Origin of the sequence: Aetokthonos hydrillicola CCALA 1050 (genome assembly GCF_017591665.1) — a bacterium.
GTDB lineage: Bacteria > Cyanobacteriota > Cyanobacteriia > Cyanobacteriales > Nostocaceae > Aetokthonos > Aetokthonos hydrillicola.
This window is the reverse complement of record NZ_JAAKGC010000115.1, coordinates 1-16,449: the sequence shown is the minus strand read 5'-3', so window position 1 is coordinate 16,449 and position 16,449 is coordinate 1. Positions and strand designations below refer to the sequence as shown.

The 16,449-nt window shown below is 39.9% G+C and carries 13 protein-coding genes; 7 read left to right on the top strand and 6 right to left on the bottom strand.

Features of this window, described 5'->3' with window-relative positions; all coding sequences use genetic code 11:
- The first annotated feature begins 74 nt into the window (after positions 1-74).
- Both G4P69_RS31755 and G4P69_RS31750 read left to right on the top strand, forming a co-directional pair.
- Positions 75-3,506 (top strand): helicase-related protein, encoded by a 3,432-nt coding sequence (locus G4P69_RS31755; protein WP_208353619.1) that lies wholly within the window; start codon positions 75-77, stop codon positions 3,504-3,506.
- 77 nt (positions 3,507-3,583) lie between these two features.
- Entirely contained in the window at positions 3,584-4,303 is a 720-nt protein-coding gene (locus G4P69_RS31750; protein ID WP_310834230.1) for an AlbA family DNA-binding domain-containing protein, read from the top strand.
- A gap of 130 nt (positions 4,304-4,433) precedes the next feature.
- On the opposite strand, the gene G4P69_RS31745 is transcribed toward G4P69_RS31750, so the two are convergent.
- The gene (locus G4P69_RS31745) at positions 4,434-5,174 is read right to left on the bottom strand and encodes a phytochelatin synthase family protein (RefSeq protein ID WP_208345950.1); all 741 of its coding nucleotides are present in this window, start codon (positions 5,172-5,174) and stop codon (positions 4,434-4,436) included.
- Between the two features lie 655 nt (positions 5,175-5,829).
- Between G4P69_RS31745 and G4P69_RS31740 the strand changes: the two genes are divergently transcribed.
- On the top strand, positions 5,830-7,635 hold the full coding sequence (locus G4P69_RS31740) for an iron uptake porin (RefSeq protein WP_208353616.1): 1,806 nt from the start codon (positions 5,830-5,832) through the stop codon (positions 7,633-7,635).
- A gap of 97 nt (positions 7,636-7,732) precedes the next feature.
- On the opposite strand, the gene mnmH is transcribed toward G4P69_RS31740, so the two are convergent.
- Positions 7,733-8,803 carry a tRNA 2-selenouridine(34) synthase MnmH gene (gene mnmH, locus G4P69_RS31735; RefSeq protein ID WP_208353613.1) on the bottom strand — a complete coding sequence of 357 codons (1,071 nt, stop codon included), beginning with the start codon at positions 8,801-8,803 and terminating at the stop codon, positions 7,733-7,735.
- Positions 8,804-9,122: 319 nt separating this feature from the next.
- Between mnmH and G4P69_RS31730 the strand changes: the two genes are divergently transcribed.
- On the top strand, positions 9,123-10,325 hold the full coding sequence (locus G4P69_RS31730; protein ID WP_208345684.1) for a hypothetical protein: 1,203 nt from the start codon (positions 9,123-9,125) through the stop codon (positions 10,323-10,325).
- A gap of 145 nt (positions 10,326-10,470) precedes the next feature.
- A complete protein-coding gene (locus G4P69_RS31725; protein ID WP_208345683.1) occupies positions 10,471-11,130 on the top strand; it encodes a conjugal transfer protein TrbI in 660 nt (219 codons plus the stop codon).
- Here the strand turns inward: G4P69_RS31725 and G4P69_RS31720 are convergent.
- Positions 11,127-12,533, bottom strand: coding sequence for a sensor histidine kinase (locus G4P69_RS31720; protein WP_208353610.1), 1,407 nt, complete (start codon positions 12,531-12,533; stop codon positions 11,127-11,129). The two genes, G4P69_RS31725 and G4P69_RS31720, sit on opposite strands and share 4 nt — an antisense overlap.
- Before the next feature lie 268 nt (positions 12,534-12,801).
- On the opposite strand from G4P69_RS31720, the gene G4P69_RS31715 reads away from it, so the two are divergent.
- Positions 12,802-13,119, top strand: a complete 318-nt coding sequence (locus G4P69_RS31715) for a DUF3155 domain-containing protein (RefSeq protein ID WP_208346435.1) — start codon at positions 12,802-12,804, stop codon at positions 13,117-13,119.
- A 627-nt stretch (positions 13,120-13,746) separates the two neighbouring features.
- Here G4P69_RS31715 and G4P69_RS31710 read toward each other — a convergent pair.
- Together G4P69_RS31710 and G4P69_RS31705 are read right to left on the bottom strand one after the other, a co-directional pair.
- A complete protein-coding gene (locus tag G4P69_RS31710) occupies positions 13,747-14,277 on the bottom strand; it encodes a cofactor assembly of complex C subunit B (protein WP_208353608.1) in 531 nt (176 codons plus the stop codon).
- 58 nt (positions 14,278-14,335) lie between these two features.
- Positions 14,336-14,683, bottom strand: coding sequence for a PadR family transcriptional regulator (locus G4P69_RS31705; RefSeq protein WP_208346079.1), 348 nt, complete (start codon positions 14,681-14,683; stop codon positions 14,336-14,338).
- 818 nt (positions 14,684-15,501) lie between these two features.
- Between G4P69_RS31705 and G4P69_RS31700 the strand changes: the two genes are divergently transcribed.
- Positions 15,502-16,059: a DUF3611 family protein gene (locus tag G4P69_RS31700; protein WP_208346080.1), complete on the top strand. Its 558-nt coding sequence runs from the start codon at positions 15,502-15,504 to the stop codon at positions 16,057-16,059.
- Between the two features lie 210 nt (positions 16,060-16,269).
- On the opposite strand, the gene G4P69_RS31695 is transcribed toward G4P69_RS31700, so the two are convergent.
- Positions 16,270-16,449 (bottom strand): hypothetical protein (locus G4P69_RS31695; protein ID WP_208353585.1); only part of this gene is annotated, 180 nt, incomplete at its 5' end.

Genomic DNA, 16,449 nt, shown 5'->3' with positions numbered 1-16,449 from the left:
CTTTCTGTTGCTTATACTGGTAGACCATTGTTGGTGAACAACCCACCACAAAATCTCCAACTGGGTATGACACCATGCCGCGTATCTTCGACAACATAGATTTGCAACTACTACCAATTTTACGGGAGACTCTAAAAGCCTCCTATCGAGCAGATTTTTGCGTTGGCTACTTTAATCTCAGAGGTTGGCGAAAAATAGATGATTTAATTGAACAGTATGTTGGCAACGAAAAAGCTTGTTGTCGTTTGCTGATTGGGATGCAAAGTCGTGAGAGCGAAGAAGTTCATGCAGCTTTCAACCTCGCGACTAGTGACGGGCGTCTTGATAACACTGCTATCGTGCGCTATAAAAAAAGGATGGCGGCTGAATTTCGCAACCAGTTAACTGTCGGTGCGCCTACGAATCGCGATGAAGCGGGATTGCAACGGTTAAGTCATCAGCTAAAAACTGAGAAATTAATTATTAAACTGTTTCTAAGGCACCCCCTCCACGCAAAGTTATACCTTATACATCGGCAAGATCCAAATGCACCAATAGTCGGATTTTTAGGTAGTAGTAACTTGACCTTGCCCGGACTGGCTAAACAAGGAGAATTGAATGTTGATATTTTAGATCACGACGCTTGCAATAAACTGCAAAACTGGTTTAATCAACGTTGGCGGGAATACGGTTGTGTAGATATTTCCAAAGAACTTGCGGAAATTATTGATGAGAGTTGGGCTAGGGAAGAATTAATATTACCTTATCACATTTACCTAAAGATTGCTTATCACTTATCTCATGAGGCGATCGCTGGACTTTCTGAATTCCGCATTCCCCGAGAATTTAACAATTTATTTGATTTCCAAAAAGCAGCGGTGCAGCTAGCAGCGCGTCATGTAACAAGACGTGGTGGTGTCTTGGTGGGGGATGTGGTGGGTTTAGGTAAAACCTTAGTAGGAACTGCTCTTGCGAAAATATTACAGGAAGATTGTTTTTTAGAAACACTAATTATCTGCCCAAAAAATTTAGTGAAAATGTGGCAGGAATATGCCGATAAATATCGGCTTTATGCCAAAGTGTTGCCGATTAGTAAAGTGCAGAATCAATTACCAGAGTTACGCCGCTACCGAGTCGTGTTAATAGATGAAAGTCACAATTTGCGTAACCGAGAAGGTAAGAGATATAGAGCGATCGCAGAATATATTACTGCCAACGAAAGTAAATGTATTTTACTGTCTGCTACACCTTACAACAAAACGTATCTTGATCTTTCTTCCCAATTACGATTATTCGTCCCAGAAGACCAAGATCTAGGGTTTCGACCAGAAGCTTTAATCAATGAACTTGGCGGCAGTTCAGTCGGAGAATTAGAGTTCATCAGAAGGCATCAATGTTCTGTACGTTCTTTAGCTGCTTTTGAAAAAAGCGAACACCCCGATGACTGGCGAGAGTTGATGAAACGCTACATGGTACGTCGAACGCGATCATTTATTAAAGATAATTATGCAAAGTCTGATCCTCATCAATCTCTCCTTGAGCAGGGTAAAAAAAAGAGTGTACGTAAATATTTAGAATTTTCTAATGGTAGTCGTTCTTATTTTCCTGACCGAATTCCTTGTACTATCAAGTTTACTTTAGAAGGTTCTAAAACTGATGTTTATTCTCGCCTTTATTCTGAGCAAACAGTAGAAATACTTAGTCGGCTAAACCTACCCCGTTATGGGCTAGGAAATTACGTTATTACTAAACACAAACAACCACCCACTGAAACTGAAGAACGCCAGCTTAATGGATTATTTCGAGGTAAACGTCGATTGATGGGTTTTTCCCGCACCAATTTATTTAAACGTTTAGAAAGTAGTGGAATTGTTTTTATCCAATCAATTGAACGGCATATTTTACGGAACTTTATTTATTTATATGCCATAGAACAGGGACTAGATATTCCTATCGGTACTCAAGATGCTGAGCTATTAGATACAAGTAATAACGATGAAGATACTGATTTGGTTGCAGCAACTTTGTTCGATATAGAAACCCAAGATGACGAGGATGAACCGTCCGTACAAGAGGAAACCAAGGCAGAAAACTTAACAGAGAAAAGTTTTCGACAAAAAGCACAGTTAATTTACAGTGAATACGCAACCCAATATCAACGGCGATTTAAGTGGTTGCGTCCTACGCTATTTGACATTAAGACATTAAAACGGGATTTGTTAGCAGACGCTAAAGCACTGCTCAATGTGTTGCAACGCTGTGGGAATTGGAATTCTCAAGAAGATGAAAAATTTGCTAATTTGGTTAAATTGCTAACAAAAACTCACCCAAAAGATAAAATACTAATTTTTACCCAATTTGCTGATACAGTACGCTATCTGAGTGATAATTTACAGGCGAGAAATATTACTCATGTAGCCGGGGTAACAGGTCAATCAAAAGACCCTACGGAATTGACGGAAAGATTTAGTCCTGTGAGTAATGGAAAACGGGATCGCATCTTACCATCAAATGAGCTGCGCATCTTAATTGCTACTGATGTTATTAGTGAAGGTCACAATCTACAAGATTGTGCAATTATCATCAATTGGGATTTACCCTGGGCTATTATTAGGCTGATCCAAAGAGCGGGACGAGTAGACCGGATTGGACAAAATGCTGAAAAAATTCTCTGCTATTCTTTCCTACCAGCAGAGGGAATAGAACGTATAATTAATTTGCGGAGGCGATTGCGCCAGCGACTGCAGGAAAATGCGGAAGTGGTGGGAACAGATGAAGCATTTTTTGAAGACGACGCTCCACAGGTAATTCTCGATCTCTACAATGAAAAATCAGGGATTTTGGATGGTGAAGAAGATACTGAAGTAGACTTAACTTCGGAAGCATTTCAAATTTGGAAAAAAGCTACTGAGGATAACCCTGCTTTGAAAAAGATGATTGAAGAAATGCCCAACGTCGTTTATTCTACTCGCTCTCATCGTCCCCAAGCTGTGCAACCAGAGGGGGTACTGCTTTATATGAAAACTACTGAGGGTAATGATTCTTTAATTTATGTCGACCGCGAAGGAAATAGTGTTACTCAGTCGCAATTAGCAGTTTTAAAAATGGCGGCGTGTGAAGAAACTATTCCCGCAATTCCCAAAGATGAACAGCATCACGAGTTAGTTAAAAAAGGTGCTGAACTGATTGCTGAGGAAGAAAAAAATACAGGCGGTCAATTGGGGAGACCATCAGGGGGAAGATTCCGTACTTATGAACGATTAAAAAGTTATGTTCAGGAAATGAAAGGAACGTTATTTGTTACTGATGAATTGCTAAAAGCAATTGATGATATTTATCGTTACCCATTAAGACAGTCAGCAATTGATACTTTAAATCGGCAATTAAGAAGCGGTATTAATAATCAGCAATTAGCAGAACTAGTAGTAGCCTTACGAATGGATGACCGTTTGTGTATTATCAGTGAAGAGGTAGAGAAAAGGGAACCTCAAATTATTTGTTCCCTGGGATTATTTCAGGAAAAGTGACGTTATAAACTTAATATAACGCAAAGTTAGTCAAAAATACTTGTACCACTTCAGAATTTGACGAACTCGCGCAAGAAGTGGGACTTGGTTCCCACACAAATGGCGTCACTGATGAAAGCGATCGCGCCAAACTCCGCGCCGAACTCGACGGAATGATAGCTCATCTCTACGGCTTGACTGAACAAGAATTTACTTACATTCTCAGCACATTTCCCATTGTTGCAGAACAAGTCAAACAAGATGCATTAGAAGCGTATCGTACCTTTATACCTGTGTCTGGCGACGCAGAAATTTTGGCATTAATTCAGCAAGGCGAAAATCAACAATTGGAATTCAAATCTACTGCACGTTGGAATTTACGGGAGAATAAATCAGATAAAGCAATGGAACATGAAATCGTCAAAACCGTTGCTGCATTTTTAAATACTAAGGGTGGAACTCTCTTAATAGGTGTTGACGACAACGGTTTACCACTCGGTTTAATTAACGACTACCAGACATTGAAAAAGAAAAATAATGACGGCTATATGCTGTTTTTGAATAACGAGCTATTACTAAGGGAGATTGGTAAAGATAGTGGTACTCTCTTCCAGATTACTTTTCATAAAGTAAGTGGTCAGGATGTGTGTCGAGTCGTTGTTCAACCCTCACCCAAACCTGTGTACATTAAAGTTAAAGATAAAAGCGGTAAAGAAGAAGAAATTTTTTACATTCGTAGTAATAACTCCAGTATTAAACTTTCAACTAGAGAAGCAGTGGAATATACCAGGACTCACACGTTTAAAATTTACACATAGAGTTATATAACCTATTCCTGCACTTTCAGCAGCCTCAACAAGCAGGAAACCCCCCGGAATACCTCGATTCCCGAGGAGTGCCTTGTCTCAATTGTGCCCCGTCCTATTCTAATTTTTCGAAACTAAAATTCTAGGGATTTCGACTCACAGATACAAATCCTCTTGTCTTATTAGAAGCTGGATCAACTGTTGCCATTGCCCTCCATAAATCTGTTGTCTTTACCCAAACTGGTGGATATTTATAACGAGAAACATCCATAATTAAAACTCTATCATTTTTTTGATTGTATGCTGCAATAGGAGAGATATGACCGCCTTTTTCTTGACCAATTTCTTTACGTAAATAGTTAACTATCACAAAATTATTTGGTTGTTTCAATTTCTCTAGTACAAATTTTCTAAAATCTTCTATACTAGTGTCGCCAGCATGGTAAACTTTGACCTGTACGTTATAAATAGCCAATAATTGTCCTAGTTGATCGAGAGTCATACCTTGACGAGAAACAACGTCAGGAGTGATTATTTTTCGAGTTGCTTCGTTATTAAAAAAATTTTCCTGAGTGAACACATGGAAAGGGGAATACTCAGGTGCTTCTGGTGCGGGAATCTGCAAACCATTAAGCACCATCACACTGCTAGCAACTCCACAATATGCTTGATTCTTTTGAGTAACAAACTGGGTACTGAGCGTAAAAAAAGCTTCTCTTGCGTTACTTTCAATAAATAATTTTTCACCTTCTTGTGAGTTGAACTGAATTAAATTATTTGGTACTTTTAATGTCTGTGCTAAAACATTGCCACCAACTAAATATGTTGCTAGAATTAAACTTCTTAGGTGTATTTTAATAATTCTAATTGCAGCTTTCTTCATAAATTACCGCTCTAAAAAACCGAAGAATATAATAATCCGACGTACTAGCCTCCGATTTTAAGCTGCGGTACCGTAATCTCGGAGTTACCATACCCTACGAGACTTGGGTTGATTAAATTGCTCAAGTAAAGGTTTTTGGTCGAATATGCAAGAATGTTTGAGGCCTAATGTGCTACAAAAAGAGGAAAAGCGGAGTCAGAAATTGACACAATACTATAAGTATTGTGTCAGTTTAAAGACATATTGTACCGTAATGTAAAGAAGAAATAAACTTTAAGGGAAATAAATAACCGTTCAAGATTCTAAACCCCAAGCATATATTTTGTTATAAAAATTACACTTATATATTTAAGTACTTCTGTGACAGAACAAGGTGGAGGTAGGTTGCCTCACTGGTATCGTAAAACTTATTAATTTTCCTAATCGACAGAAGTGATAAATTCAATGGGTAAAAAGCATCTGTTAGGCTTGCATTTTGCACTTACTTATGTGAGCATTTGATACAGTCTAAAAAATGTGAGGTATTGATTTATTTAACTAATTCTTGCTTTTTTGTGGATTGATCAGGGGTGTGGTGTAGGTTCATTAAAGGTCTTAAATTGACTTAATAACTATATATCGATTTGCTTGAAGTTGAATTCAACGAGGAGTGATTATGAAAGCACGTCTGCTAGCTTTTGCTAGTGCAGTGAGTTTTTTGTGTCTAATTGCTGAGTGTTTGCCACTAAGAGCTATAGCTGCTAATACAAAAGAGACTGAAGTCGTAAATATTAAGCCTTCAAAAAATAGAGATAAGAGCCCCAGCGTATCCAACACTGAGACTTTAATAAGCGATCGCCAAGGTTCACAATCGGAGTCAACAGATGACACACAAGAACAAGTCAACTCTGTATCTCAACTTTCCGACGTAAAGCCTACTGATTGGGCTTTTCAATCTCTCCAGTCTTTGGTTGAACGTTATGGTTGTATAGCCGGTTATCCCAATGGCACCTACCGAGGGAATCGAGCTATCACTCGTTATGAATTTGCCGCAGGTGTCAAGAGCTGTCTAGATCGAGTTAATGAACTGATTGCTACTGCAACCACTGACATAGTAAAAAAAGAAGATCTAGCCACACTCCAGAAATTACAAGAAGAATTTGCAACTGAACTAGCTACATTAAGAGGTCGTGTAGACGCGGTAGAAGCACGCACTGCTGAACTAGAGGCTAATCAGTTTTCTACCACTACCAAACTTAGTGGAGAGGCAATCATTGCAGTAGCTGGTGCTGGCGGAGGTGCTCCTAATACATCTGACCCAAATATTACCTTAGTTGACCGGGTACGGTTGAATCTCACAACTAGTTTTACAGGCAAGGACTTATTAATTACTGGTCTACAAGCTTATAATCTAGGCGGTGGTACTAATAGCATTGGTGGTTCTTTAGGCTTAGTACCAAGTGGTGCTTTACAAGCTTTGAGTGGTAGTAGTGCACGCTTGAGTTTTGAACCTCAATTTCCTGGTATCAATGTTGAGACTTTATCCGCTGTTGGTGCTAACTCAGTTCAACTTTATAAGCTAGGTTACATATTTCCAGTTGCTAAAAGTCTAACTCTATTTGCGGGTCCTCGACTTGAAGCAACCGATGCTTTTAGCGCAATCACTCCTTTTGCTAGTGAAGGACAAGAATCTATCTCTCGCTTTGCAGGTTATAACCCTGTTGTTCGGATTTCAGGAGGTACTTCTGGTACTGGTTTAGCATCTGCTGCTGGCTTCATTTGGAATATATCAGACAAAGTGAATTTGGCGGCTTTGTATGGTAGTGTTAACGCTGCGCTTCCATCTAAAGGACCTGATGTGATTCCAGGAGTTTCTAGTACTCCATTAGGTGCAGGCTTGTTTAGCGGTAGTAGTGTTGAGGCGGCACAGTTAACTATCAAACCTACCAAAAGCTTAGATATTGGTTTAAACTATGCTCACAGCTATCACGAGCTAAACATTCTTGGTACAGGATTGGTTGCTAAGGATGCAGGAGCAGCTTTACCAGGAGTTGCGCCTGGAACACCTGTTAAAATTAACTCAGTCGGTGGTAGTTTAACTTGGCGGTTCGCTCCCAAGATTGCTTTTTCTACCTACGGTGCAGCACTTTTTGTTCAAGATGGTTCCAGTCGTGTTGATGCTTCCACTACCATTACCAGTTGGATGGTAGGTTTACATTTCTCGGATTTGTTCCACAACGGTAATAATGCTGGTCTTATCTTCGGACAACCGCTTTTTGTCAGTGATGCTGGTGGTAGTGCTCGTCTGCAACTTCCTGGTGAGCGGAGAACCACTCCTTATCATTTAGAGGGTTACTATCGCTTTAAGGTGAACGACAATATTAGCATTACCCCTGGTGCGTTTGTCCTTTTCAATCCTGAAAGTGACAGCAGAAATGAAACAACCACAGTAGGTATCCTACGCACCACTTTCACTTTCTAGTTGATTGCTTGAAATTCTTGCACCATTGCGACTATCTCAGAAATTGGAGTTGAAGTGAGAGTAACAATTCTAATTCTTTTGAAAATGGTGCAAGATATCAGGCTCTAAGTAAACTGCAGTTTGGTAATAAAGAATCTAACAAAGCCATAATACTGCTATCAGATAAATCTGGCATGGATAGCACTTGTTCTACTTTCCTAAAATCCCGTGTGATTGATTTGCGGTATGTTGGATCGTAGTGAGACTGCAACATATCCTCGACTAAAAATTCCCATTTTCCCCCATCAATCAACTGATACCACTGATTTAGTTTTTGCCGACCGCAGAGAGATTTCAGGTTTCCTAACTTCTCTTTTAAAATATTAGGATAGTCTATCAGATGGGAATATTCTTGTAAGAGAAACTGAACTCTAGCACTTATGGGTAGTTGAATTTCTGTACAACTAGCCTGTTTCATTTGTTTCCACAAAGACTGTGGTAAATAGATTTGCCCTATTTTCGGGCTTTCTGATTCTACCCATACTGGTTGAGAAGGATTAAAGCTTTGCAGTTGTTGTACTAAAAGGGACTCAAAGCATTTTTGTGAAGGTTGAGGTGAGAGTTTATCTTCCCATTCTTCACCTAGCAGAGAACCACGATGGTTCGCCATATTTTCCAAATCTAAGACTTGGACACTACACCGACGCATCTGGTGTAGAATTAGCGTCTTTCCACTTCCAGTTAAACCACATAATACTCGAAAGGTAAATTTTTGTGGCAACTGTTCTATTTGGTTACGTACATAAGCACGATATGTCTTGTAACCACCTTCAAGTAATGTCACTCGCCAGCCAATTTGCGTCAGTATTAAAGCTAAACTATTGGAACGCTGCCCTCCCCGCCAACAGTACACTAGAGGATGGTAGTTTTTTTCTTTTGTGGCAAAATGTTGCGTGAGATGTTCAGAAATATTTTTTGCTACCAAAGCAGCGCCAATTTTACGGGCGTTGAACGGAGAGATTTGTTTGTATATTGTTCCTACTTCGGCGCGCTCAGTATCATTTAGCACTGGTAAATTAATGGCACCAAGGATGTGATCTTCTGCAAATTCGCTAGGAGAACGAACGTCAATTATTTCACTATAAGTTTCTGTCCAAGGTTGTTGAGTGTATGTAGGTAAAGGTGGCATTATCGTCAGGCGCGATCGCTTCTCAATTGTCGCTTTACTAGGGTAACTTTATTTTTTGGATTCATGGGGTGCTGTCAGGTTTAGAAAATATCCAGTGAATAATACTTTAGATAGATGTGGCTGTTTACTGATTTTAGTAATAACCTGAGTGATGAGTTTCTCGAAGGTCGTGATATTTACTACTATTATGGGTTTCTATGGGGCTACTATTTGTTTTGTAAGCAGATACGTGGTAACGCATTAAACCTTTAGTTACGGTGCGTTACGGACTTCGTCCTAACGCACCCCACGAATTACAAAAATCAAGTGTGTGTGAGTGATGAAAAAGTCTGGATTATCTCGATGGTTTCCTCATTTTAATTCCTGGGTAAGTGCCTTAACTCTATCTATGCTGGTAACTGGGCTTATAGTTATGATTAGGCGCGATAGCACTTTGTTGGGTTATTTGTCTAAATTATCTGATAACCCAGAACTTTTGGCTATTGTATCGATACTCTTACTATTGTTACCTATCCCAGCGATCGCTCTTTTCCATCATTTTTTTCTGAGCCGCTTTATTTCCATAATTCCAGGGGAGAGACAGAGTAACTCTGATTCCTTATTTCCAGGATTAATAAGTTGGTGGCAAAGTTTATATGGCTGGATGGTATTTGTTCTATCTACATTGATTGCAACACTGTTTTGTACACCTCTGTTACCTTTGTTTAAGCTGAACTATAAAACAATTATTGATACTTATACTCTACCTCATAATGATATACAACTTATCTTTGCTCTCATCTGGCTAGTTAGCGCTGCTCTTCTTTACCAAATTGAGTATTTAGTTAAGCTGCGGTTGGTTTTTGGCGATTTCGCTACTGATACACAAGAAGGGAAAAATCATACGGTTTCTGATGCTAATGCTAAGGGTTCACCAGATGTTGCAGATTCAACACAGACTCAAACAACCGACAAACCAAGTAGTAAGAAAAAGCTGAATATCTTTGACTGGGTTAAACAACAGAAAAATTTGCCCAAAAAGGCATTCACAATTACTTTAATTCCCCTAGTTGCTTTATGGCTATATCAATTTGCAAAACTACCAGAGGTGAGACAAACTATGTCTACAAATGTCCCTGTCGCTGTACAAAAACCATCACCTCTAACTTTTCAGTCTGAAGTAACTCAACCTAAATTACCTCAAGTGACACCTCAACCTACTATAGAAGTTCTACCTAAGCAGCCTGATTTACCAGTACAAAAAGACACTTTTGAACAAGCTGTTAGAAAAGGTAAGCGTGCAGTAAAGCTAACCAAGACAGCACAAACTCAGGATGATTGGAAGATGGTTGAGAGTAAATGGAAAGAAGCAATTGAACTTTTAGAGTCTGTGCCACCATCTAGCCCTAATTATTCACTAGCTCAGGAAAAGATTGTAAAGTATCGTATTCGTTTAGAATTTGCAAAGCACAATGCTACACGTAACGCTGTACATGCAGAGTCAAACATTAAAGAGGGAAATCACTCAAAGCAACAGAATTAAGTCATGAAACAAAGATAACTCACTTCACGTCGTTAATAGAACTTACACACTGTACAAATTGACCATCATGTGCATTGATGCAATTTTGTGATGAATGCGTAAGTTGTAATTAGATCCAAAAAGACAATAAAAAGGAACTAAAAAAATGACTTGGAAAAGTGGAACTGCTGCACTTCTTGCAATATCGTTAACCACGGGAGCGATCGCTCCTATGGTTACTGCTGCTCCTGCTTCAGCACAACTGTTTCGTTCGCAAAGAAGAGATCTTTCAATTCCGGCAGGAGTTACATTTCCTGTTAGTTACGACAAAGATAAAATTGTTGTGAGCCCTGATGAACAGACACCTTTAACACTGAGGATAGCAAAAAACATTATAGATAGGGATGGAAATGTCTTAATCCCTGAAGGCTCTGAACTTGTTGGACAAATAGAATCAGCAAGTAGAGACTCAAAAAAAGGTGCTCGTTTTGTAGCACGAGAGATAGTTTTTCCTGACGGCAGTAGACAGGAGATTGATGCCAGTTCTGGCATAGTTACTAGAACTGAGAAAATCAGCAAAGGAAATGACAGTAGTAAAATCTTACAAGATGCAGCTATTGGTGCTGGTGCAGCTAGTTTAATCGGACTGATCGCAAAGAACAGAATCCGACTTCTAGATCCTATCCTTGGTGCTGGTGCTGGTGCTGGTGCTAGTGTTTTGTTAAGGCGTAAAAAAGTAGAAGTTATTGTTATTAAGCCTAACGACGGTGATTTAGATGTGAAGCTGCGTTCTAGCTTGCTACTTTCTACTGCTGTTGGGTATTAAGCTTTGCTAAGAGGTAACCAAATAATAAAGGTAGTTCCCGGCGTATCAGGTGATGTGATAGGCGATGATGTGGCAGGGCTAAAAATTTGTATTTCACCCTCCATTTGCTCTATAAGCTGTTTGGCGATCGCTAATCCTAAACCGGTACCAGGAACATCACTTTGAGCTTGTACACCTCGATAATGTCGTTCGCCAAGATGCTCTAAATCTTGTGGTGGTATTCCTGGACCATTGTCACTAATGGCTATTCCTTGTAGATTAGCTTTTTGTTGACCAGCTGTGACCAAAATACTTCCACCACTAGGAGTGTATTTTAAGGCATTATCGACAATATTACTTAACACTTCCCGTAATGCTTTGATATTGGCATGTACTGGAGGCAAATTATGGGGAATTTCAGCGATTAGGTGCAAATTTCTTTCTTGGGCGATCGCCTGAGCTGAAAATAACACTGGTCGCAGTACATCTACTATAAAACACTCTGAGTTGTTATCTCCTGCTTGAGGTAACAACAGGGCTTCTTTTGAAAGCGATCGCTCAGGAGAATAACTCTTGAGGGATGGTTCCCGTAAAGTAGCGATGCTAGCAACGGGAACCTTCTTATTCGCTTCTTGTTTATCAGATTCAACAGTTGCTTCTACAAACACCTCTTTTTGCGGCAGTGCTGGTTGTCCTAAGTCTGCTACTGTAAGGTCTATCACAGCATCAAATTGCTGTAACAATTCTTTGAGGCGATCGCTCTCCCCTACAATATTAGCCGCAACCTCTCGATTTGCATCTCCTGGTCGTAACCGCTTCAAAAGTAGCTTACCAAAGGTTCGTAACGCCGTTAATGGATTACGAAACTGGTGCAATAAATTATCTAGTAAATCTTGCTGTTTTTCTTGTAAAATTTGTTGTTGGTGTAACTGCTGTTCTAACCATATTCGCCGCTGATCCAAAATACAAGCGAGCGATAGTGTTCGGGCAATCCTTTCTACTTCACTCCGTTCTTGATCATTCCACGTCCTGTCTTCCCTGCTTGTCACCAACAAACCCATCATCACATCCTCATGGATGAGTGGTAGAATAATTTGGTCACCATTTAATAAGTATTCTTCTTGAGACTCTGGTGGTACTGCCGTATCATTTGTTTTTGTTGACTTCCTTAATTCGTTGCTTGTATCTTCTGCTGCTGTCAAGAGCTTCATCTTCTGGTTTGGCAATGCCAAAGCCTGTTCTGGAAGTTGCACAGCTGTTTCCGGATAAAATACCACAGGAATCAGTTTAGTCTCGCTTGCCGAAGTCTCTACTAATTCTTGTGTTAGATAGACTATGCTCAAAGATGCTCCTAACCCTTGAGCTAAGAGTGCTATTTGCTCTCGACACAGAGCAAGAAACTCAGAATCAGTAGATATAGGCATTTTTTATACAACTAAGTAATATTACTGAGGACAGGAAAAGCAGACACAGGATGTTGTGTTTCATTTAATAAAGTTTAACTAGATTTTAGAAATAAAAGACCGGTCTGTGGAATTATCTCGTTCACAATGTTTTTCTCTTTAAGAATAAATTATGGCTCTTGTATCGAAACATTAAGAACTGTTGATTTTTTGAACTAGAACTTTTACAATGACGACGGATTTTGTAGCTATAACTACAATCTGTAGCTTCAAAGAGGAGGAAAATAGGTTGGCAAGGAGACGGAAGAGGAAGAGTCGTCGTCGCCAAGAAGGACGGCGAATATTGGAGCACGTGCCTCAATATAGCATCGAAAGTGGTGAAGATAAACCGGTGACAGCAGCGAGAAAATTCATTCAATCTGAACGAATCGCTCCACCTGCTTTGCTACTTGTAAAGCGAAATGAGCACACAACAGACCGTTACTTTTGGGCGGAAAAAGGGCTATTTGGTGCTCAGTACGTTGAAGAAAATCATTTTCTATTTCCTAGCCTAAGAACGTTAGAAAATTCTCCAGGACAGGAAGCCCTAGCAATGGCTAGTCATTGAAAAATCAATGGTTAACCTAGGTTTCGAGCCTGGCTTTTGACAACGATTAACTGGCAAAAGTGCTAGGTTTATTTAAAAGACTGTTTTTTAAGTTTGTAGCTAATTTGCCAGTTGGGCTAGTACGGCTTCTTTACGAGACGCTGTATTATCCTCGTTTAGGAGCCGCTATTATGCGATCGGGCTATCTTCCCACAGCGCTTATCGATTGACAAAGGGCAGCATTAAAGGCGATCGCGGAATTAAACATTCTCGCTGATTTATTATTGCGCCGCTTTGCTAGTCCAGTAAATAAAATTATCAACTCCTTTAACCAATCGGTTTAAATAGGTTGGTTTTTGGTTTCAATATACACAAGGAATTGGAAGTACCATCACCATACCTAGAATGGATATCTTAACCTATCTGTTGACAGTGTGGGTAGTAATCACATATCGCGTTACCTACGCGTGGAGGATTTGGGAATAAAATACAGCTTTATTCCAAGCAATGGTCTTTCAAGAAATATAGCTTAAGCTTTTTCCTCCTTTCCTAGTGTTGATTTTCCTAGAAGTCGGCTATAAGTTTAGCGTTCAGGCTTGCGAATAATCAATGGATTTTGGATGCGTTTAAGCAAAATCTAAAATCCGGTTATTCGCAAGATTTTAACTGTAGCGCCCTTTGTAACTCAATAAGTTCATCTCGATGGGCAATCACAGTAATTTTACTTGAGAAGTGTTGTTGACTTGGAGTTGTTTCAACTTTAAGCAACACCTTCTCAAGTTTTTCTGCTTTTTTCCAATAAAATAATCCACTTAAAGGGGATAGAAGTACCAATCCTAGAAAAACAGTACTGAAATTAGGGAAAAGCAGTGATAACACCAGTGATAAAGAAAGAATACCCGCTGCCGCTAGTAGCGTCAGAAAGACTGTTAGAAACAAGCTAGGTTTGACCAACCCTTCAAAAATCACTTGGTTTTCTTGTGGGTCTACCGCTGCCACTCGGTAGGATCTCATGCGAAAATACTCTTGTAATTGAGACAATAAACTAGCTTCGTCTTGGTCAGACACCAGTTGCTTTTTTTCTGTGCGATCCTTGGCTGAAGCACGAATAAAGAAAAACAGACCAACGGATAGCAACAAGGTTAATAGCAACGTGGATGGCAGGATAGCAGTATCCATAACTAAATTGTTATTGTGTTAGTGGAGGAGACTTATTCATTATTCATTATTCTGCGCGTTAATTAGTCCTCAGGTTAATATACTTTTGCCACAAACTAGCCAAATCGACTGATTGGGATTGCCATTCTGAAGAAACTTGGTACATCCGTCTGGGGCGTCCACGTCCTTCAAGTTTTTTCCAATACCCAGTGATTGCTCTTTCGTCTTCAAGAAACTTAATTGCACTATAAAGTACGGTATCTGATAACCGATACGTTGGGTATTCAGTTTCTAGTCTTTGAATCAACTCAGTGCCATAGGACTCTCCTTGTAATAAAACATACAAGATATAACAAACTGCTAGTTCCTGACAAAGGTATGTTGGCGGAGGATTTTCAAAAAATTGATATATATCCTCTAGTTTCATGGTTGCTGCTGAATGGCTAAAAATATCTCTGAAGGTTGAGCCTATCATTCTCATTGTGAGTATCCAGTGCTACATCCTAATGAACAAGTATATACTGCTACTGAAGCTAGACTAGCAAGGCTTAAAAATTCAGCACGGCTTAGGCTCGCTAGTTGAGGGAACTTCAGTTGTCTGGGAAGATGTCTCCACAATGGAAACTCATTCATAAAAATCTCACAATGTATAAACAAGTTACACGAGAACGGTCAGCTACCGGAAGAGGAAGGCAAGGGAGCCATCATTTCTCTTAGAGTAGGATGCTGACCAATACGCCAGTTTTAGGAATGCAAAAAATTGCAATCTTTAACTAAGCTCTAAACTGTGTAGTGAGGAGCGAATAGACAACAGATGTGCCTTTATCTTTGTATTAAGTAATGCACATTGTCTGAGAACTACTGAAGCAAAAAATGATGCATAAGCAATTCTAAGCGTAAAATGTAGCTTTTGGCGCAAAACTTAATAAACACTTTGCGTAATAGTGATTATCCCATTGCACAATCTTAAAAATTAAGCCTATACCTTAATCTAAATTAAGTAATTGTCCAACAATCGGCACATGGTAGCTTGACTCAACACTGAAAAAATTAGGTATTGGGGATTGGGGACTGGGGACTGGGGATTGGGTACTGGGTACTGGGGATTGGGATTAATTCTTTACAACTAACACTTAAAACCCAGTACCTAACCTTTAACACCCAAATCCCGGAATCCAAAACCTACCTCTTATCCCCTTGTTCATAGTAAATTGATCGAATGCCCAGGATACTTGGTGATGCCTTATGTCAGATTCCTCTTCAGTTCGGGCTATTGCCCAAACATTTCGCCTTACAGGTTGGATTAGCTTCTGGACTCAGTTAGTACTGGGCGTTGTTTCTGCGGGAATTTTGCTGAGCACTATCCTGATTCCAAAAACTGGCAATAGTAGTAACCCTGGAACTGGCTTTGGTATCGTTTTAGCTGTTTCTGGGTTAATTACCCTAGGTGTCAGTATTTATTTAACTTTTCGTTACACAAGAATTGGTAGACAGCTAGAATCACCTAATCAGAACAATCGCCCACGTAAACTTGAAACTGTTCAATCAGTGCGCTTGGGAGTAATTGTGAATTTGGTAGGAATACTTTTGACTCTTTTAGGAGCCCAAGCTATTAATGGCACTCTGATTCTGAAGGCGTTGACTTTGCCACAATTCGGTTCTGGCGTTTACACCCAAATTGACCCTAACCGAATTATCCAACCTTTAGATATTTTTGTCGTTCAGGCAAATACTAACACTGTGTCAGCTCACTTTGCTGGTCTGGTAGCGTCAATTTGGCTGCTAAATCGTATTACTAAGTAGTTAAGAGGGAGCAGCCCCTACGGGGAAGTCAAAAGTCAAAAGTCAAAAGTTACACAGCAGAGGATCTCTAGGTGCAGGGGAGCAGGGGAGCAAGAAATTACGTAGAATCTCGTCCTATTAATTTTGCTTTTGCCGTGATAGCAAGTCAAAATCGTAGTATTCTGTTGTTTTGTTTGCTGTCACAAAAATTAGAAATATAGAGATTAGAGATTATAGAGAAAAAATCTTCTCCAATCCCCAGTCCCCAATCCCCAATCCCCAATCCCCCAACCCCCCACCCCCAACCCCCCACACCCCCCCCCCCACCCCACATCCCACAACCCCCCTACCACCAAACAAACCCCACCACCCACCCCCACCCCCCACAACCACCCACCACCCCCCTCCAAC